The 19,500-nt window shown below is 72.1% G+C and carries 12 protein-coding genes and 1 pseudogene; 9 read left to right on the forward strand and 4 right to left on the reverse strand.

Annotated elements, in window-relative coordinates:
* Positions 1 to 12: 12 nt before the first annotated feature.
* Positions 13 to 1,815, reverse strand: a complete 1,803-nt coding sequence (locus AB0N17_RS33980; RefSeq protein ID WP_366015456.1) for an ABC transporter ATP-binding protein — start codon at positions 1,813 to 1,815, stop codon at positions 13 to 15.
* Between the two features lie 114 nt (positions 1,816 to 1,929).
* On the opposite strand from AB0N17_RS33980, the gene AB0N17_RS33985 reads away from it, so the two are divergent.
* A complete protein-coding gene (locus tag AB0N17_RS33985) occupies positions 1,930 to 2,379 on the forward strand; it encodes a MarR family transcriptional regulator (protein WP_366015457.1) in 450 nt (149 codons plus the stop codon).
* Between the two features lie 81 nt (positions 2,380 to 2,460).
* On the opposite strand, the gene AB0N17_RS33990 is transcribed toward AB0N17_RS33985, so the two are convergent.
* A complete protein-coding gene (locus tag AB0N17_RS33990; RefSeq protein ID WP_366015458.1) occupies positions 2,461 to 4,071 on the reverse strand; it encodes a peptide-N4-asparagine amidase in 1,611 nt (536 codons plus the stop codon).
* Positions 4,072 to 4,222: 151 nt separating this feature from the next.
* Here AB0N17_RS33990 and AB0N17_RS33995 point away from each other — a divergent pair, with 151 nt between their 5' ends.
* The 6 genes from AB0N17_RS33995 to AB0N17_RS34020 all read left to right on the forward strand — a co-directional run bounded on the left by AB0N17_RS33995 (position 4,223) and on the right by AB0N17_RS34020 (position 13,635).
* A complete protein-coding gene (locus AB0N17_RS33995; RefSeq protein ID WP_366015459.1) occupies positions 4,223 to 5,803 on the forward strand; it encodes a M1 family metallopeptidase in 1,581 nt (526 codons plus the stop codon).
* 234 nt (positions 5,804 to 6,037) lie between these two features.
* The gene (locus AB0N17_RS34000; protein WP_366015461.1) at positions 6,038 to 7,981 is read left to right on the forward strand and encodes a peptidoglycan recognition family protein; all 1,944 of its coding nucleotides are present in this window, start codon (positions 6,038 to 6,040) and stop codon (positions 7,979 to 7,981) included.
* A gap of 633 nt (positions 7,982 to 8,614) precedes the next feature.
* Positions 8,615 to 10,420, forward strand: a complete 1,806-nt coding sequence (locus AB0N17_RS34005) for an ABC transporter ATP-binding protein (RefSeq protein WP_366015462.1) — start codon at positions 8,615 to 8,617, stop codon at positions 10,418 to 10,420.
* Positions 10,417 to 12,198 carry an ABC transporter ATP-binding protein gene (locus AB0N17_RS34010; protein ID WP_366015463.1) on the forward strand — a complete coding sequence of 594 codons (1,782 nt, stop codon included), beginning with the start codon at positions 10,417 to 10,419 and terminating at the stop codon, positions 12,196 to 12,198. Before AB0N17_RS34005 ends, AB0N17_RS34010 begins: the two co-directional genes overlap by 4 nt.
* A gap of 651 nt (positions 12,199 to 12,849) precedes the next feature.
* Complete coding sequence (locus AB0N17_RS34015) at positions 12,850 to 13,320, forward strand: DUF5709 domain-containing protein (protein WP_366015464.1); 471 nt, start codon at positions 12,850 to 12,852, stop codon at positions 13,318 to 13,320.
* A 60-nt stretch (positions 13,321 to 13,380) separates the two neighbouring features.
* On the forward strand, positions 13,381 to 13,635 hold the full coding sequence (locus AB0N17_RS34020) for a type B 50S ribosomal protein L31 (RefSeq protein ID WP_366015465.1): 255 nt from the start codon (positions 13,381 to 13,383) through the stop codon (positions 13,633 to 13,635).
* Between the two features lie 14 nt (positions 13,636 to 13,649).
* Here AB0N17_RS34020 and AB0N17_RS34025 read toward each other — a convergent pair whose 3' ends face one another.
* The gene (locus AB0N17_RS34025; RefSeq protein WP_366015466.1) at positions 13,650 to 14,444 is read right to left on the reverse strand and encodes a metal-dependent hydrolase; all 795 of its coding nucleotides are present in this window, start codon (positions 14,442 to 14,444) and stop codon (positions 13,650 to 13,652) included.
* Between the two features lie 145 nt (positions 14,445 to 14,589).
* Between AB0N17_RS34025 and AB0N17_RS34030 the strand changes: the two genes are divergently transcribed.
* Both AB0N17_RS34030 and AB0N17_RS34035 read left to right on the forward strand, forming a co-directional pair.
* Entirely contained in the window at positions 14,590 to 17,103 is a 2,514-nt protein-coding gene (locus AB0N17_RS34030; protein WP_366015467.1) for a DUF3516 domain-containing protein, read from the forward strand.
* A 19-nt stretch (positions 17,104 to 17,122) separates the two neighbouring features.
* Entirely contained in the window at positions 17,123 to 17,992 is an 870-nt protein-coding gene (locus tag AB0N17_RS34035) for an acyl-CoA thioesterase II (RefSeq protein ID WP_366015468.1), read from the forward strand.
* Between the two features lie 601 nt (positions 17,993 to 18,593).
* On the opposite strand, the pseudogene AB0N17_RS34040 reads toward AB0N17_RS34035, so the two are convergent.
* Positions 18,594 to 19,379: pseudogene (locus AB0N17_RS34040) on the reverse strand (DUF6397 family protein); the annotation flags it as partial.
* Between the last annotated feature and the right edge of the window lie 121 nt (positions 19,380 to 19,500).

Consider the following 19,500-nt stretch of genomic DNA (forward strand, 5'->3'; position numbering starts at 1 on the left):
CCCTACGTATCGTCAGCTTGTCGGCTCGAGCTGGGCGTCGCGGCGCACCAGGGCGGCGTACCGGCCGTCCAGCTCCAGCAGCTCCTCGTGCGTACCACGTTCGGCGACCTGCCCGGCGTCCAGGACCACGATCTGGTCGGAGCCGCGGACGGTGGACAGACGGTGGGCGATGGTGATGGTCGTCCGATCGGCCGACAGGGCGTCGATGGCCTCCTGGACGGCCGCTTCCGTACGGGTGTCGAGCGCGCTGGTCGCCTCGTCCAGGATGAGGACGGGCGGGTCGCGCAGGATGGTGCGGGCTATGGCGAGACGCTGCTTCTCACCGCCGGAGAAGCGGTGGCCCCGCTCGCCGACGACGGTGTCGTAGCCGTCGGGCAGGGCGGCTATGTGGTCGTGGATCTGGGCCGCCTTGGCCGCCGCGTGCAGCTCCTCGTCGGTGGCGTCCGGCTTCGCGAAGCGCAGGTTGTCGGCGACGGAGGCGTGGAAGAGGTACGTCTCCTGCGAGACGACGCCGACCGCGCGGGCGAGCGTGTCGAAGTCGAGGTCGCGGACGTCGATGCCGTCCAGGGTGACGCGGCCCGCGGTGACGTCGTAGAGCCGGGGCACCAGATAGCCGAGAGTGGACTTGCCGGCGCCGGTCGGACCGACGACGGCGAGGCTGTGGCCCGCCGGGACGGTGACCTCGATGCCGTCGAGGACGGGGCCGCCCTTGTCGTCGTAGCGGAACCCGACACCCTCGAAGCGGACTTCGCCCTTGATCTGGTCGAGACGGACCGGCCGCTCGCGCTCGGTGATGTCGACGGGCAGGTCCAGGTACTCGAAGATGCGCTGGAAGAGCGCGAGCGAGGTCTGTATCTGGACGCCGGTCGCGAGCAGGCTGACGGCCGGGCGGAACAGGCCCTGCTGGAGCGAGACGAAGGCGACGATGGTGCCGAGGGAGACCTTCGGGCCGCCGAGCTGGAGCGCCAGCCCCGCGGTCCAGTAGATGACGGCGGGCATGGCGGCCATGACGATGGTGATCACCGCCATGCGCCAGCGTCCGGCCATGTTGGAGCGCACCTCGAGGTCGACCAGCCGCTCGGACTCGTCGGCGAAGGACGCGGTCAGCGAGTCGGAACGGCCCATCGTCCTGCCGAGCAGGATGCCGCTGACGGAGAGCGACTCGGTGACGGTGGCCGCCATCGCGGCCATCTGCTTCTGCCGCTGGGTGGTGATCCGCTTGCGCTCGTTGCCCACGCGGCGGCTGATCCACACGAACGCCGGCAGCAGGACCATCGAGACGATCGTGAGCCGCCAGTCGAGGGCGGTCATCGCGACGATCGTGGCGACGACGCTGGTGGCGTTGGAGACCAGGGAGGTGGCGGTGGAGGTGACGGTCGCCTGCATGCCGCCGATGTCGTTGGCGATGCGGGACTGCACCTCGCCGGTGCGCGTGCGCGTGAAGAAGGCGAGCGACATGCGCTGCAGGCGGCCGTAGACGGCGGTGCGCAGGTCGTGCATGACGCGCTGGCCGACGGTGGTCGAGATCAGGGTCTGCAGCACGCCGAAGACGCTGGAGAGGACGGCGCTGAGGATCATGCCGAGCGCGAGCAGGCTCAGCAGACCGGTGCGGCCCTGGGGGATCGCGACGTCGAGGGTCTCCTTCAGCAGGAACGGTGTGGCCACCGAGACCAGCGAGGAGGCGCCGACCAGCAGGCCGACGATCGCCAGCCGCCCCCGGTAGGGACGGAAGAGCTTCAGGATGCGGCGCACCTGCCGGGGCTGTTCCTCGGCGTCGGCAGGCGGGGTCCAGGAGGGTTCGCGGTCGGGATGCATGGGCTCCTACGGAGATGAACGGGCGCCGGACAGGACTGGCCGACGATGACGGATCGGATCGTAGCTCATTGTTACCTATACTCACAATGAACGGCATCCTGATATTGTTCCCGCATGACCACCCCGGATTCCGACGGCCTGCTCGCCGAGCAGTTGCTGCGGCTGACCCGCCGGGTGCACCGCATCCAGAAGCGCCATCTGGAGCGGCGCGACCTGGGCGTCACCCCGGCCCAGTCCCGGCTGCTGCGCACCCTCGCGCACTACGACTCGGCGCCGCGCATGGCCGATCTCGCCGAGCGCCTGGAGGTGGTGCCGCGCGCCGTGACGACGCTGGTCGACGGACTGGAGGCGAGCGGAAAGGTACGGCGGGTGGCGGACCCGGCGAACCGGCGCGTGACCCGGATCGAGCTGACGGACGAGGGACGCGCGACCCTGCGCCAGCTGCGCGGCGCCCGCCGCTCGGCGGCCGAGGAGATCCTCGCCCCGCTCACGGAGAAGGAGCGTGAGGTGCTCGGCGTCCTGCTGGACAGCCTGATCGACGGGGACACGGCCAAGCCCTGCTGACCTGCTCGCGGCCCCGCCCCACCATGGCGGTGGAGGGGGCCGCGTACCGCGAGGCGGCGCGTCGGGACGCACCGCACCGGCTCAGCAGCCGTCGCGGTCCTGCGTCAGCACCCCCTGAACCGATGTCAGCGAGCGGTCGTAGCAGCCGTCGGAGCCGTAACGGCGGTATCGCTCGGTCGACGTACCGACCGCGTGCCGCTGGTCGCGCGGGACGTTGACGGTGTACGCGGCGTCTCCGCGGTAGGTGTCGTCGAGCCGCGACCAGGCGGTGCGCCGCCCGTCCCGGAGTTCCGCGACCCCCGCCCGGTCGCCGAGGGTCAGCACGGTGCGCAGGCGGTTGTCCGCATCGAGGGTCGTGGCACCGTTCATGGTGAACGTCCGGTGCGTGTGCGTCGTGCGCGCGGGACCGTGCCCGCCGACGGTGACCTTCTCGTCGTCCGTCCAGGTCGCGTCGAGTCCGTCGGTGTTCTCGCCGTCGGTCCAGCGATGGACGGAGGTGGCGGCGAGGGTGCGGGTGACAGTCGTGGTCACGCGGCCGTGCGAGGTGTCGAGGTATCCGGAGACGGTGAGCCGGTGTCCGGCCTCGGTGTGCACGCGGTTCTCCGGGCCGGGCGTGTAGGTGGAGGAGTCGGCGATGTCGCTCGCCCTGTCACCGGTCAGCCCGCCGGTGACCCGCGCGCGGTGGGCGTCCTGCCAGACGAGCACGTTCACCGGGGTGCTCCACCCCGTCTGCCCCGCGGGCACGCCGACGACGGAGACCTCGACGCGGTGCGGCCGGCCGTCGTCGAGGAGGCCGGCGAAGGGCGTGAGGTCGTACTCGATCGGCCGCACGTCGAAGGCGTGCGGGGCCGGAACCACGTACCAGAGGAAGGGGTTGGACCAGCCGCCGGTCCACACGTTCGGGTACGGCGCGGCGATTCCGGCGAGTCGACCGTCGACCTTGATCTGCACCTCGCGGTAGGGCCCGTGGTCGGCCTTGCAGGAGTACGACGCCGGGTCGGCCACGGTCAGGTACCAGAACTCCTCGCAGCCGCCGCCCGAACCGGTCGCGTACACCTCGGCGACGATCCGCTCGCTGTTGCGCGGGGTGGTGAGGGTGGTGCCGTCGGGAGTGTCGGCGAGGGTGAGCACCCGGTCGGGGGTCCGCTGCGCGGGGCGGCCCGCGTAGAAGGTCAGGGTGACGTGCACGTCGATGACGCCGGTGTACGTGTCGTCCACGACGTTGCCGATCAGCATCTCGACGTCCCGCGCACCGCGGAAGGTGTCGCTGTAGCGGGTGACGTCCTTCTCCACGTGCCACTCGATGCCGTCGGGTGAGGGCTCGGGGGTGGAGGTGCGCAGGATCTCGACCCCGCCCACATGGAGATAGCCGAGTCGGTCGTACTGACGGCCCTTCACCTTGCCGTCGAGGCGCAGGACGACCTTGCTCCAGTGGTCGCCGCAGCTCTGCGGCGGGGTGTACGTGCCGCGATAGGGGGTGAAGTCGCGGAACTGGGCGTCGGCCAGGGTGACCTGACACGACCTGGTGTGCGGCCGGTCGACGGGCGGGGCCGCGGCGACCGGGTCGTGCCAGTCGGTTCCGAACTCGGCCGGGATGTCGGCGGCCCCGGCGGCCGCCGCTCCGGTGCCGAAGAGCGCACTCGCCAGGAGGGTCGCTCCCGCGAGCATGGACATGACCATCCGTCTTCTCATGGCCGCTGTTCTACGGGGAGTTGGCCGCCGACCGCAACGAGGAGACCGGACGTCGGCCACCGCGAGAGCGTGCCCGCGTCCGACCTCCGTCATGCGGCCGCCCGGCGGGACATTTAGTGCTATAAGCGCACTAGGCTGACATAGTGCGGACATGGAGATCATGCCCGTCGGCCGCCCAGCGAGGCCTCCGCGCCAGGAGACCCGACGAAGGCGCCCCCGCCCCGTCCTCCGCACCCGTCGAGCGGCCCTCGCCTTCACTCTCGCCGGTGCCGGCGCCCTCGCCGGTGCCGGTGTGTTCGCCCACGTGCTCCCGCGCGCAGGCCACGGCTCGCCCGCTCCCGGCCCGGCCGCCTCCTCCGGCCCGGCCCCGTCCCCCGGCGCACCGGGCATCGGCGACCCGCTGATGCCGCTCGCCGGCAACGGCGGCTACACGGTCCGCCGCTACACCCTCGACGTCGACTGGCGGGCACCGCGCACACCTTTCCCCGCCGGCGCCACGATCAGCGCGACCGCCACTCAGCCCCTTTCCCGCTTCGACCTCGACTTCGCCGGCAACACGCTGCACACCGTCACGGTCGACGGCGCCCCGGCCGCCTTCGCACGCGACGGCGACGAACTCGTCGTCACCCCCGCGCACCCGGTCCCCCGCGGCCGCACGTTCACCGTCCGCGTCGCCTACACCGCCGACCCGGCACAGCACCGGCACCGCGACGACGCGATCCAGGACTACGGCTGGGTGCCCACGGCCGACGGCACCATGGTCTGCGCCCAGCCCGACGGCGCGAAAATGATCTTCCCGGCGAACGACCACCCGAGCCTGCGGGCGCCGGTCACCTTCCGCATCACCACCCCACCGGGGCTCAGCGCGGTGGCCAACGGACGGCTCGTCACCACCGCCCGCAGGCCCGGCGGACGCATCACCTGGACGTACGACTCCGAGCAGCCGATCGCGGCGCAACTGGTCCAGCTGGCGATCGGGAGGTTCACGTTCGCCACCGGCACCGGACCGCGCGGACTGCCCCTACGGGACGTGGTCCCGGACGGACTGGTCGGCGACACGCGGGAGGTCCGCTCGCTCACCCCGGAGCATCTCGCCTGGCTGGAACAGCGGCTCGGTCCGTACCCGTTCCGCCGCTACGGCGTGCTCGTCGGGGACAGCGACCTGCCGGTGGCGCTGGAGACACAGTCGCTGTCGGTCGTACCGAAGGACGACCTGACGGGTGACCAGGTCGACGCCGAACGCAATCTCGTGCACGAGCTGACGCACCACTGGACGGGTGACAGCGTCGCCGTCCGGCGCTGGTCCGACCTGTGGCTGAGCGAGGGTCATGCCCGTTTCTACGAACGCCTGTACTCCGGCGAGCACGGCGGCGTCGCCCTGGAGGACGCGATGCGGGCGGCCTACGAGCAGCACGACCAGTGGCGTCACGACGAGGGCGCGCCCGCCGAGCCCACGGAGCCGACGCTGTTCAAGGTGATGCGCTACGACGGCTCGGCGCTGGTGCTGTTCGCCCTGCGGGAGAAGGTCGGCGAGGAGACCTTCGGCAGGATCGAGCGGTCCTGGGTGACGACGTACCGGGGCCGTGCGGCCGGCACCCAGGACTTCATCGCACTCGCGTCCCGGGTCGCCGGCGAGGACCTGAAACCCTTTCTGACGCCGTGGCTGTACGGGCCGCACACCCCTGCGATGCCGGGACACCCCGACTGGCAGGTGGACCCGGTCGAGGACTGAGCCCGCGCACCGCCGACCGAGTGGCCCCTGCCCGGTCGATCGGCCACCCCGGTGACCCTTGGCGCGACGTGGCGCGTCAGGCACGGAAACGTACAGGGGGTGGCGTGCAGGACAACTCCCTTTCCCAGGGTGCCGTCCTGATGGTGACGAACATGTCTGGAGAACCGCCCTATGAGAAGACCCGCCGCCCCACGTGTTCCCAACAGTCTCCGCAGCTGCCGTCGAACGGCCTGCGTGATCGCGTCGGCGGCGGTGCTGACGCCGCTGCTGCTCATCCCGTTGTCCGCGGACGACGACGCACAGGACCGAGTGCTCCAGGACGCCTTCGCCGACGCCGCTCGCGAGTATCACGTGCCTCGCAATGTCCTCATGGGTGTGTCCTACATGCAGTCACGCTGGGACTCCCACCCGGGCGCCCCCAGCGTCGCGGGCGGCTACGGGCCGATGCACCTGGTGGACCCCGGCCGCGCCAAGCCCCCGGCGCTGGCGGCGGGCCCGCAGGGCGGCAACGGCGTCCCGCCCGGGACGGTGGGGACGCCCGCGGCAGCGGCGGCCGGCGCCTCGGGCGGCCGCGCCGTACAGCCGGCGGACCTGGAACGCGCCGCACGTCTGATCGGCGCCCCGGCGGGACGCCTGCGGACGGACGCCGTCGCCAACGTACGGGGTGGCGCGGCGCTCCTGGCGGCGACGCAGCGCCAGCTCGGCAAGCCCCTGAGCGACAACCCGGCGGACTGGTGGGAGGCGGTGAAACGTTTCCCCGGAACGGCTGACGTCACGTCGGCCGCGACCTACGCGAACGACGTCTTCTCGCTGATCCACAAGGGAGCGCACCGCACCACCGCCGAGGGGCAGAAGATCTCCCTTCCCGCCAGCCCCGGTGTCCACCCACGGGCCGTCCACGTCCGGGACGCGCGGCGGTCGAAGAACGTCGAGTGCCCCGCCGAGCTGACCTGCGACTGGCTCGCCGCGGCCTACCAGGAGATCGACGACGACGGCGACTACGGCAACCACGATCTCGGCGACCGGCCCAAGGACCAGAAGATCGACTCCATCGTCATCCACGACACCGAAGCGTCCCTGCAGAGCATGTTCCAGACCGTGCAGGACCCGACCGAGGCGTCGTGGCACTACTCGATCCGCTCCAGCGACGGCCATGTCACCCAGCACATCCGGACGAAGGACGAGGCCTGGCACTCCGGCAACCAGTTCATCAACGCCCGCTCCATCGGCATCGAGCACGAGGGATTCCTCAGACAGCCGGGCACCTGGTTCACGGAGACGATGTACCGGACCTCGGCCCGCCTGGTGCGCTTCCTGGCCAAGAAGTACGGCATCCCGCTCGACCGCCAGCACATCTACGGCCATGACAACGTCCCGGCGCCCACGACCGACAGCATCCCCGACATGCACGACGACCCCGGCCCCTTCTGGGACTGGCGGCACTACTTCGACCTGCTCGGCGCGCCGCTGCGGGCCACGGCCGGCCCGGACAGCGACATGGTGATGATCCTGCCCGACTACGCCACCCACAGTCCGCTGTTCACCGGCTGCACCCGCTCGGCCCGGACGTGCCCGAAGCACGGCTCCAGCGCCGTCCGCCTCTACACCCGGCCGGACGAGAGGGCGCCGCTCATCCAGGATCCGGGGCGCCACCCGGACGGCGAGAAGTCCACGGTGGACGTCAACGACCTCGGGTCGCGCGTCTCCGCCGGGCAGACCTTCGCCGTCGCCGGACGCAGCGGCGACTGGACGGCGATCTGGTACCAGGGCCAGAAGGCGTGGTTCAAGAACCCGAAGGCGCACCCGACGGCCGTCGGTGCGAGCGGCCGGATGGTGACGCCCAAGGAGGGGCTGGACGAGGTCCCGGTGTTCGGCCGTGCCCTGCCGGAGGCGGAGGCCTACCCGGAGGACGTGGAGGAGCAGCCCGAATCCCCACTGCCCTACCGCCTCCTGGCGGGCCAGCGGTACGTCACCCAGGACACCGTCGGGGGTTCCTATGTCGCCAAGTCGACCTTTGTCACCACACCGAACCCGGTGGTGCAGGGCGAGGAGGAGTACTACGAGATCCAGATCGGCCACCGGCTCGGCTACGTCCGCGCGAACGACGTGGACGTGCTGAGCACACCCGCCGCGGCGGGACCGCCGGCGGCGCAGCAGGACCGCCCGGCCGGGCACTGACCCCCACCGCCCCGGCCAGGCGTCCGGGCGCAGCCGTGCCGATGCGCCCGCGTTCTGGCCGTACGGCAGCCTGCCGCCGGGGCCGGGGCGCACACCGCCCGCGTCGAAGCGGGTGAACCCGCTGAAGTGCACCGACGCCTGGAATACGGGCTGGGTCGGCCGGGGGGCGAGGACACGGTCGGGGCGTGCGGGGGCGGGCCACCGAGACCCGGCGCTCCGCCGGTGCTGGCGGGGGCGGGCGCGAGGCCGGCGCTGGCGGGACCGGCGCGAGGCCCGTGCGAGCGGGGACGGGCGCGAGGCCCGTGCTGGTGCTGAGGTCGGCACGGAGGGCCCCGCCGGCCGCCGCCGTGAGCCCCGCATGCCACGCGCTACCGGTCCGCATCGGAGCACGGTGGCATCGCACACCGGCTGATCGTGCCGTCTTCCCGCGTTCACCGTGCCGGGTGACCGGTGCCCCGGGCGGCGCACACGCGCGGCCCCGCATGCCTGGCCGGAAGTCGGCGGACGGTCCGGGCGGCCCAGGAAAACCGTTTGAAATCACCCACTCTGCGACGCGACCCTGTCACGGCTTGTTGCCGCTCCTCGCCGCTCCTTGCCGCTTCCCCCTCCCCTGACACGAGCCACTGGGACGTCATGCAGATTCAAGACCTTCCGTATCCCGACCCGGGCGTGCCGGACGCGCGTTCGGGTCCCCGATTCCTGTGGTGGCTCTGGCGCAATCAGCTGGGCGGGCAGCTGAAATCGCTCGCCTGGGGCCTGCTCCACTTCGTCTCCGTCTCCCTCCTGCCCTTCTGTGTCGGCCTCGCCGTCCAGGCGGTCGTCGACCGTTCCGGCAGCCGGCTCGCCCTGACGGGCGGTCTGTTGCTGCTGTGCGGCACGGGCATCGCCGTCGGCGACACCTTCCTGCACCGCACCGCCGTCACCAACTGGATCACGGCCGCCGCCCGCGTCCAGCAACTGCTGGCCCGTCAGGCCGCCCACCTGGGCTCCGCGCTGACCCGGCGGGTCGCGGCCGGTGAGGTGGTGGCCGTCTCCACCGGTGACGTGGAGAAGATCGGCTGGTTCGTCGAGGCGGTCTCCCGGTTCACCGCCGCCGCGTCCACGGTCGTGGTGGTCGGTGTCGGCCTCCTCGTCTACCAGCCCGCGCTGGGCATGATCGTCGCCGTCGGCCTGCCCGTCGTGGCCCTGGCGGTGCTGCCGCTGCTGCCCCGGGCCACGCGCCGCGCCGACATCCAGCGCGAGAAGGCGGGCCGCGCCACCGAACTGGCCTCCGACACCGTCGCCGGACTGCGTGTCCTGCGCGGCATCGGCGGCGAGGAGCTGTTCCTCGACCGCTACCGCCGGGCCTCGCAGGAGGTGCGGCACGCCGCGGTGCGCAGCGCCCGGATGTGGTCGCTGATCTCCGCCCTCCAGGTGCTGCTGCCCGGGCTGCTGCTGATCGCGGTGGTCTGGCACGGCATCCACCTGGCCCGACAGGGCCGGATCGCGATCGGCGAACTCGTCACCGTCTACAGCGCGGTGATGGTCCTCAACTATCCGCTGCAGCACTTTCAGGAGATCGCCATGGCGTACTCCTTCTCTCGCCCCTCGGCCAAACGGGCGGCGCGCGTGCTGTCGCTGCGGCGGGCCACGGACACCGACGGCACCCGCGAGGCCGAGGTGCCCGGCGGGGATCTGTACGACCCCGGCACCGGGCTGCTCGCAGCCACCGGCCGGTTCACCGCCGTGGTGTGCGGCGACCCCGACGCGGCCGGCCGGCTCGCGGAGCGGCTGGGCGGCCACCCGGCCGAACCGGGCCGCGCGGTGCTGCTCGGCGGGGTGCCGCTGGACGAACTCCCCCTGGACAGCGCCCGTACCGCCGTCCTCGTCCAGGACAAGGACCCGGTGCTGTTGTCCGGCACGCTGCGCGAGCTGCTCGACGTCCCCTCCTCCGGAGCCGTATCCGCCGCGGACGCACTGGCGGCGGCGCAGTGCGAGGACGTCCTGGACGCGCTCGTGCAGGGATCGCTGGACGCGGCCGACCCCATGGACGCCCGCATCACCGAGCGCGGACGGTCCCTGTCCGGCGGCCAGCGCCAGCGGCTCGCGCTGGCCCGGTCCCTGATCACCGACCCCGAGGTGCTGGTGCTGGACGAACCGACGTCCGCGGTCGACTCGCACACCGAGGCGCGGATCGCCGACGGGCTTCGCCGACTGAGGTCGGAGCGAACGACGGTGGTCTTCACCTCGTCCCCGCTGCTGCTCGACCACGCCGACCGGGTCGCCCTCGTCCACGAGGGCGCGGTCGTCGCGACCGGCGTGCACCGAGAGCTGGTCGACAGCGAACCCCGGTACCGGGCCGTGGTGACACGCGAGACGGACGACGAGCTGACCGCGGCCGACGAGGACGCCCTGCTGGGCGCCCTCCAGGAGCTGGAAGAGATCGAGGAGAGCGCATGATCGGCGTTGCGCCGCCGGCGTACGACCCGGCGGCCCCGACGACCGCCACCACCCTGCCCGTCGGCGCCACCGCGACCGTGCGCGCCTACGTCACCGAGCTCTTCCGCCGGCACCGCCGCGCCTTCCTGCTGCTCATCGCCGTCAACACGGTGGCGGTCGTCGCCTCCATGGTGGGCCCGTACCTGCTCGGCGGCCTGGTCGAGCGGGTCTCCGACGGCGCCCCGGAGCTCCATCTGGGCCTGACCGTCGGCCTGTTCGCGCTCGCGCTGGCCGTCCAGGCCGTGTTCGTCCGGCAGGTGCGGCTGCGGGGTGCGATGCTCGGCGAGCGGATGCTGGCCGACCTGCGCGAGGACTTCCTCGTCCGGTCGGTCGGGCTGCCGCCGGGCGTGCTGGAACGGGCGGGCACCGGCGACCTGCTCTCCCGCATCACCACCGACATCGACCGCCTGGCCAACGCCATGCGCGAGGCCGTGCCACAGCTGTCCATCGGCGTCGTGTGGGCCCTGCTGCTGCTCGGCGGGCTCGTCGTGACGGCCCCGCCGCTCGCCGCGGCCGTGCTGCTCGCCGTGCCGGTGCTGGTGGTCGGCTGCCGCTGGTACTTCAAGCGCGCGCCCTCCGGCTACCGCTCCGAAGCCGCCGGGTACGCCGCCGTCGCCGCCGCCCTCGCGGAGACCGTGGATGCCGGTCACACCATCGAGGCCCACCGCCTCGGCGCCCGCCGCATCGCCCTGTCGGAGCAGCGGATCAAGGAGTGGACGGCCTGGGAGCGGTACACCCTCTGGCTCAGGTCCGTGCTCTTCCCCGTGATCAACGCCGTTCACGTCCTCGTGCTCGGCTCGGTCCTGATGGTCGGCGGCGTGTTCGTCCTGCAGGGCTGGATCGGCGTGGGCCAGCTGACCACGGGCGCCCTCGTCGCGCAGATGCTCGTCGACCCGGTGAACCTGATCCTGCGCTGGTACGACGAGGTGCAGGTCGCCCAGGTGTCGCTGGCCCGCCTGGTCGGGGTGCGGGACATCGAGCCGGACGCCGGGGACGCCGCGCTGGCCCCCGACGGGCGGGACGTGCACGCCGACCAGGTGCACTTCGGCTACCGCGAGGGCGTCGACGTGCTGCGCCGGGTGTCCCTCGAGGTCGCGCCCGGCACCCGGCTGGCTCTGGTCGGCCCCTCGGGCGCGGGCAAGTCCACGCTGGGCAGGCTGCTCGCCGGGATCTACGCGCCCCGGGACGGCCGGATCACCCTGGGCGGCGCCGAGCTGTCCCGGATGCCGGCGGAACGCGTCCGCGCGCACGTCGCCCTCGTCAACCAGGAGCACCACGTCTTCGTCGGTTCCCTGCGCGACAACCTGCTGCTGGCCCGTGCCGACGCCACGGACGCCGAGCTGTGGGCGGCCCTGGGCGCCGTGGACGCGGACGGCTGGGCACGGGCGCTGGACGACGGCCTGGACACGGAGGTCGGCTCCGGAGGACTGGCGCTGACCCCGGCGCAAGCCCAGCAGATCGCGCTGGCCCGGCTGGTGCTCGCCGATCCGCACACGCTCGTCCTGGACGAGGCGACCTCGCTGCTCGACCCACGCGCGGCCCGCCATCTGGAACGCTCCCTGGCCCGCGTCCTCGACGGCCGCACCGTCGTCGCCATCGCCCACCGGCTGCACACCGCCCACGACGCCGACGTGATCGCGGTCGTGGAGAACGGACGCATCAGCGAGCTGGGCAGCCACGACCAGCTGGTGGCCGAGGACGGGGCGTACGCGGCACTGTGGCGCTCCTGGCACGGTTGACGGCTGGGAAGGGGCGCCGGGTGCTGTGATCCGGCGCGGCGGGCTGCCGTCGGCGGCGGGTGAGCTGGTGCCGGCAGGTGGGCTAGTGCCGGTGAGGAAGGCACCGGGTGATCGGGCGCCGGTGGGGGTGCCGGCCGGGGCGCCGGTGGGCGGCTCGGTGATGGGACGGTGTCGGGTGGTCGGCTCGGTGGGGATGCAGGCGGTGGGTGCGGCGGCGGTGTGGCCTCCGTCGGTTTCGGTCGTGGGCGCGTCTGCAGGACTCCCGACGGCAGGACGGTCCCGGTCGCTTTCGGCTCCGGCGGCAGGACCATCCCGGTCCGCGGCAGCGGCCGGATCGGCTCCCGTGCTCGGCAGCACGGTCATGGCGACGCCGTCACCCTCGCTTCCGGTGCTCCGGGCACGAGGCGGCCGGGCCGTGGCGGGCCGGGGCCCGGCGGGTTCGTCCGGGGTGCGAGGCGCCTGCGCGGTCCCCGGCCGGGGCCCGTGCCGTTGCGCGGTGCCGAGCAGGGGTGGAAGGCTGGAAAACGGCACCGGTGCGGGGAACACCCGGGAACCACCCGGTTCGCGACGTGTGAGATCCGTGCCGCACGTGCCGACGGCCGGCCGTCCGCCTCGGCGGCACGCGGCCGTCCTCACCACCAGGAGGTACTCGTGGACAGCGCCGACGGCTGGGGGGACGACGTCTACCAGCCCGATTCCTCGGAGATCCGGGAGGACTCGGGGGTGCTCGACGTCGAGGACACACTGGACTTCGACGGCGTCGACGACCCCCTCGACCGTGGCTGGTCCCCTCCCGAGCGACCGTGGGCGGTCGACCACGTCGGTGTGACGGCCGCCGAGAGGAAGGCGGGGGAAACCCTCGACCAGCGGCTCGCCGAGGAACAGCCCGACCCCGCCGTCCCCGACGGCGACGACATCGGGGACTGCACCGGCACCGACGGGGAACCCCTGGACAACGAGGTCGGTCACCTCCGCTCCGGCCGCCTTGTCGCCCCGGACGAGGGAGCGCACGAGGACGAGGAGCCCGCCCTCGTCGCTACCGACGTCGGCATCGACGGCGCCGCCGCCTCGGCCGAGGAAGCCGCGATGCACGTCGTGGACGAGGACTCCCTGCCCGGCTGACCCGCGCATGCGGACCGATCCGCCGGCCCCTTGCCCGACCGACCCGCACCAGGAGCCGCCATGCAGCAGGACAAGCACCCCGAGTACCACCCCGTGGTCTTCCGCGACCGCGCCGCGGGCTACGCGTTCCTGACCCGCTCCACCGCACGGAGCGAGCAGACCATCGAGTGGGACGACGGGCAGACCTACCCGGTGATCGACGTGGAGATCTCCTCGGAAAGCCATCCGTTCTACACGGGCAAGGCCCGCACGATCGACACCGAGGGCCGCGTCGCCCGCTTCGAGCGCCGTTACGGCGAAGCGGACACGGCCTGACCGGGAGCCGGGGCTCAGATCACGTTGAGGGCCGCCGCGCAGCCCACTCCCCCGAGCAGCATGAACACGGGCATCAACACCCTCAGCTCCACCCAGCTGCCCGCACGGAAGCGCATCGCCTTCGGCGGGCCCAGCGGGTACCAGCGCTTGCGGCCCACCGGGATCGGCCACAGGATCGGGCAGCCGGACACGGTCAGCGCGTCCCCGATGTCGTGCACCAGCGCCCCCAGCACGATCGGCAGCCCCAGCCACAGGTACTGCTGCCCGGGCGCGGTGAACAGCCAGTCCGAGCCGTTGCCCGGCTTGTCCAGGATCCCGGCGAGAATCCACGCGCTGGTCCCCGCCAGCAGCCACACCAGAACATCGCTGCTGGAGCCCCGGGCCGCCCGCCACAGCAGACCCTCGATCGCCAGCACCATGTGCACGAACAGGATCGCCAGCACCGCCCAGCGGCCCCCGGTGATGGCTGCCGCCGAGCAGCCACCGCCGAGCAGCACCGCCCACACCCAGGTGTGCGTCAGCGTGCGGTGACCGCCGGAGCGGCGCGGGTCGCCCTGCTTCCTGGTCGACTTGTAGACGGCGTACGACAGCTTGTCCACGATCTCGCAGATCCAGCGGGAGAGCGGCCCGAACGCGCGCGAGATGGTGGCCGCCTTGTGGTCCAGGTCCGGGGCGAGTGCGGCGCCGGCACTGATCAGGGCGCCCACGAGGAGAACCGGCCAGGGCATGGGATGCCCGGCCGCCGCGGCGGCCGCTCCCACACCGAGCCAGGCCGCGGCCCCCGACAGTGAGTGTGCTGGTCCCATCATGGCCGCTTCCCGCCCCATTCCTCGTGTACCGCTGTCCAGTTGACCTGGTGCGCCGACGCCTCGTCGGCGACACAGCGTAGCGGCCATGATCTTCGTACCCGCAGCCGATTCCCCTCTCGGGGAGGAGGCCAGGCAAGATGGGGGCGTGACCCTCATCGATCAGCTGCCGCCGACCGCCGACCCCGACGCCCTGTACGAAGCCTTCGAGTCGTGGGCGCAGGAGCGCGGCCTCACCCTCTATCCCCACCAGGAGGAGGCACTGATCGAGGTGGTCTCCGGGGCGAATGTGATCGTCTCGACGCCCACCGGCTCCGGCAAGAGCATGATCGCCGCGGGTGCGCACTTCGCCGCGCTGGCCCGGGACGAGGTCACCTTCTACACGGCTCCGATCAAGGCGCTGGTGTCGGAGAAGTTCTTCGAGCTGTGCAAGCTGTTCGGCACCGAGAACGTCGGCATGCTCACCGGCGACGCCTCCGTGAACGCCGACGCACCCGTGATCTGCTGCACCGCCGAGGTGCTGGCCTCCATCGCGCTGCGGGACGGCAAGAACGCGGACGTCGGCCAGGTGGTCATGGACGAGTTCCACTTCTACGCCGAGGGCGACCGCGGCTGGGCCTGGCAGATCCCGCTGCTGGAGCTCCCCCAGGCGCAGTTCATCCTGATGTCCGCCACCCTGGGCGACGTCTCCTTCTTCGAGAAGGATCTCACCCGCCGCACCAGCCGCCCGACCTCGGTGGTCCGCTCGGCCACCCGCCCGGTGCCCCTCTCCTATGAGTACGAGCTCACCCCGCTCACCGAGACCCTCACCGACCTGCTGGCGAGCAAGCAGGCCCCCGTCTACATCGTGCACTTCACGCAGGCGCAGGCCGTGGAGCGGGCGCAGGCGCTGATGAGCATCAACATGTGCACGCGCGAGGAGAAGGACCAGATCGCCGAGCTGATCGGCAATTTCCGCTTCACCACGAAGTTCGGCCGCAACCTCTCCCGCTACGTGCGGCACGGCATCGGCGTCCACCACGCCGGCATGCTGCCCAAGTACCGGCGGCTGGTGGAGAAGCTGGCCCAGGCCGGTCTGCTGAAGGTCATCTGCGGCACGGACACGCTCGGCGTGGGCGTCAACGTGCCTATTCGCACGGTGCTGTTCACCGCCCTGACCAAGTACGACGGCAGCCGGGTGCGCACGCTGCGCGCCCGTGAGTTCCACCAGATCGCGGGCCGGGCCGGCCGCGCCGGCTTCGACACGGCCGGTCTGGTCGTGGCGCAGGCGCCCGAGCACGTCATCGAGAACGAGAAGGCTCTCGCGAAGGCGGGCGACGACCCGAAGAAGCGGCGCAAGGTGGTGCGCAAGAAGGCGCCGGAGGGCTTCGTCGGCTGGACGGAGAACACCTTCCAGAAGCTGATCGAGTCGCAGCCGGAGCCGCTGACGTCGCGCTTCCGGGTGACGCACACGATGCTGCTGTCGGTGATCGCCCGCCCGGGCAACGCCTTCGAGGCGATGCGCCACCTGCTGGAGGACAACCACGAGCCGCGCAGGCAGCAGCTGCGGCACATCCGCCGGGCCATCGCGATCTACCGCTCGCTGCTGGACGGCGGGATCGTGGAGAAGCTGGACAAGCCCGACGCCGAGGGCCGCATCGTGCGGCTCACGGTCGATCTCCAGCAGGACTTCGCGCTCAACCAGCCGCTGTCCACGTTCGCCCTGGCCGCGTTCGAACTCCTCGACCCCGAGTCGCCGTCCTACGCCCTCGACATGGTGTCCGTCGTCGAGTCCACCCTGGACGACCCGCGGCAGATCCTCGTCGCCCAGCAGAACAAGGCGCGCGGCGAGGCCGTGGCCGCGATGAAGGCGGACGGGGTGGAGTACGAGGAGCGTATGGAGCGCCTCCAGGACATCACCTACCCGAAGCCGCTCGAAGAGCTGCTCTTCCACGCGTACAACACCTACCGCAAGAGCCACCCCTGGGTCGGCGACCACCCGCTGTCGCCGAAGTCCGTGATCCGGGACATGTACGAACGGGCTCTTTCCTTCACCGAGTTGGTGTCCTTCTACGAGCTGGCCCGCACCGAGGGCATCGTGCTGCGCTACCTCGCCGGCGCCTACAAGACCCTTGACCACAACATCCCGGACGACCTCAAGTCCGAGGATCTGCAGGACCTGATCGAGTGGCTGGGCGAGATGGTCCGCCAGGTCGACTCCAGTCTGCTGGACGAGTGGGAGCAGCTCGCCAACCCGGAGGAGATGACCGCCGAGGAGGCCCAGGAGAAGGCCGACGAGGTCAAACCGATCACGACCAACGCGCGCGCCTTCCGTGTTCTGGTGCGCAATGCCCTGTTCCGCCGCGTGGAGCTGGCCGCGCTGGACCAGGTCGAGGAACTGGGCGAGCTGGACGCCGAGTCCGGCTGGGACGCCGACGCGTGGGGCGAGGCGATGGACAAGTACTGGGACGAGTACGACGACCTCGGTACCGGTCCTGACGCCCGCGGCCCCAAGCTCCTGGTCATCAACGAGGAGCCGGCGAACGGCCTCTGGCGCGTCCGCCAGATCTTCGACGACCCGCGGGGCGACCACGACTGGGGCATCAGCGCGGAGATCGACCTCACGGCCTCCGACGCCGAGGGCCGTGCGGTCGTCCGTGTGACCGACGTCGGCCAGCTGTGACCACAGGAGAATCCCACCGATGACGACGAACCCGGCCGAGAGACTGGTCGACCTGCTCGACCTGGAGCAGATCGAGGTCAACATCTTCCGCGGCCGCAGTCCCCAGGAGTCCTTGCAGCGGGTCTTCGGCGGCCAGGTGGCGGGCCAGGCGCTGGTCGCCGCCGGCCGCACCACCGACGGCGACCGTCCGGTGCACTCGCTGCACGCGTACTTCCTGCGGCCCGGCCGTCCGGGCGTGCCGATCGTGTACCAGGTGGAGCGTGTCCGCGACGGCCGGTCGTTCACCACGCGCCGGGTCACGGCCGTACAGCAGGGTCGCACGATCTTCAATCTGACCGCCTCCTTTCACAAGGCTGAGGAAGGACCGTTCGAGCATCAGCTGCCGCCGGCCCGTGAGGTGCCGCACCCGGAGTCGCTGCCGACGGTGACCGAGGAGATCCGCAGGCACTTGGGCGCGCTGCCGGAACAGCTGGAGCGGATGGCGCGCCGCCAGCCCTTCGACATCCGGTACGTCGACCGGCTGCGCTGGCACGCCGAGGAGATCGAGGGCGCCGAGCCGCGCAGCGCCGTGTGGATGCGCGCGGTCGGACCGCTGGGTGACGACCCGCTGGTGCACACGTGCGCGCTGACCTACGCCAGTGACATGACCCTCCTGGACGCGGTCCGTATCCCTGTCGAACCCCTGTGGAGCGCACGGAACTTCGACATGGCCTCGCTGGACCACGCCATGTGGTTCCACCGGCCGTTCCGGGCGGACGAGTGGTTCCTGTACGACCAGGAGTCGCCGATCGCCACCGGCGGGCGTGGTCTGGCGCGGGGGCGCATCTACGACCTGCAGGGGCGGCTGCTCGTCTCGGTCGTCCAGGAGGGCCTGTTCAGGTCCCTGTAGGGGGTCGATCGTCGGCACGGGCAGGTCGTCCCGGGCGCCGGGACCCTCGTGTGGGTTGCGGTCGGCACGGGATCACGGCCGGGCGTCAGGCCTGCGCGGGCTTCGCGGGCCGGGAGTTTCTCCGCCGCAGCCAGGCGCGCACGCCGCGGTCCGTCCCCGGCGGCGCCGAGTGGGGCGCGCGGTCCCGGCGAGCGGGTGGCCTGCCCGGCCCCACCGCCGGCCGGCCTCGCCGCTCGGCCACCCGTGGCGCCGGCTCACCGCCCACCTCGGTCGTCCCCGACGCAGACCTGCGGTCAGGCTCGCAGGCCGACGACACCGGATCAGCGCCGGGCTCGCGGCCCAGCGGCGTCCGCTCACTGTCCAGCCCGTGCAGCGGCGGCAGCCGTACGTCATCCTCCGGTGCACGGACCGGCGACGCGGGCCCGCTCCCGGGTGCGCAGACCAGTGTTGTCGGCCCACCGCCCGGCTCCGGCGTGGGTGCCGCGCGCCCCGCGGCCGGGGTGGACACCCGCGCTGCCGGCTGCGGGAGCCGTGTCACCGTTGCCGCCATGGGCGGGATGGGCCGTGCGACCGTGCGGCTCGCCGGCATGACGCGGCGCAAGGCCGGGCGCGGGGCGGGTGCGAGCATCCGGGCCTCCTTGAGCGCGCGTGCCAGGTCGCTGCGCAACCAGCCGATCTCGTCGGCGTCCTGCGCGATCGTGATCCGCTCGGCGAGGTCGGCGGCGGGCGATCCCGGATTGCCGTGAGCGGCCGGCGCGGGCCGGAACCGGTTCATGTGCACGCGCTCGTACGGGTCCTTGACGACGTCGGCGATCTCCAGGGGCGGGAGGAAGGCCGCCACAGCCCCGGCTCGGGCCCACGGATCCTCTGCCTGCCGCAGCAGGAAACCGAGGTGGCGTCCGCGCCAGTTGCGGGCCCGCAGGTCCACTCCCGTCGCGAGCCGCCCGCGCAGGCTGTCCGGCGTACGCCCCTTGAGCAGGCGCGCGTTCTCGGGGCCGGCCACGAACTCCCGCAATTCTTCGGCCAGATAGAGCCAGACCACGGCTCGGTAGCGGTTCAGGTAGAAGCGCACGGGCACGAGCAGGCCCAGGCGGGCGAGCCGGGTGAACCGGCCGGCCGGGATGCCCATCAGTTCGGCGCCCTCGGCAGTGCCGACGACCCGCACCCGCTCACGGAGCGTTTCGGGGAAGCCGTCCTGCGCACGCAGGCGGTCGATCTCCGCCCGCTCGACCCGCCGGCCTCCTCCGCCGCCCTCGTCGGGCACGGTCCGGATGCGGCCGAGATGCACGGCGAGGTCGAATTCGCTTCGCTTGATCCCCAGTTCCCGGGCGGCGCGGGTCGGTGTGCAGGTGACGGACCGGGGCGGGTCGAAGGTGCTTGCCGACATGGTCGTACTCCCCCGTGGAGTGAATGGCTCACGCCCTGCGCGTTCGCCGTGCACTCACAGTAACCAATTCGGCGCACTTCGTGGCGACCTGTGGATAACTTGCCGAGAAGCAGGAAAACCG

This window comes from Streptomyces sp. NPDC051133 (assembly GCF_040682635.1).
Taxonomy (GTDB): domain Bacteria; phylum Actinomycetota; class Actinomycetes; order Streptomycetales; family Streptomycetaceae; genus Streptomyces.

Bases quoted from the DNA above. Each gene is read 5' to 3' on its own strand.
- AB0N17_RS33985 (WP_366015457.1), top strand. From the start codon at position 1,930: ATGACCACCCCGGATTCCGACGGCCTGCTCGCCGAGCAGTTGCTGCGG.
- AB0N17_RS34020 (WP_366015465.1), top strand. From the start codon at position 13,381: ATGCAGCAGGACAAGCACCCCGAGTACCACCCCGTGGTCTTCCGCGAC.
- AB0N17_RS33995 (WP_366015459.1), top strand. From the start codon at position 4,223: ATGGAGATCATGCCCGTCGGCCGCCCAGCGAGGCCTCCGCGCCAGGAG.
- AB0N17_RS34025 (WP_366015466.1), bottom strand. From the start codon at position 14,444: ATGATGGGACCAGCACACTCACTGTCGGGGGCCGCGGCCTGGCTCGGT.
- AB0N17_RS34035 (WP_366015468.1), top strand. From the start codon at position 17,123: ATGACGACGAACCCGGCCGAGAGACTGGTCGACCTGCTCGACCTGGAG.
- AB0N17_RS33990 (WP_366015458.1), bottom strand. From the start codon at position 4,071: ATGAGAAGACGGATGGTCATGTCCATGCTCGCGGGAGCGACCCTCCTG.
- AB0N17_RS34010 (WP_366015463.1), top strand. From the start codon at position 10,417: ATGATCGGCGTTGCGCCGCCGGCGTACGACCCGGCGGCCCCGACGACC.
- AB0N17_RS34005 (WP_366015462.1), top strand. From the start codon at position 8,615: ATGCAGATTCAAGACCTTCCGTATCCCGACCCGGGCGTGCCGGACGCG.
- AB0N17_RS33980 (WP_366015456.1), bottom strand. From the start codon at position 1,815: ATGCATCCCGACCGCGAACCCTCCTGGACCCCGCCTGCCGACGCCGAG.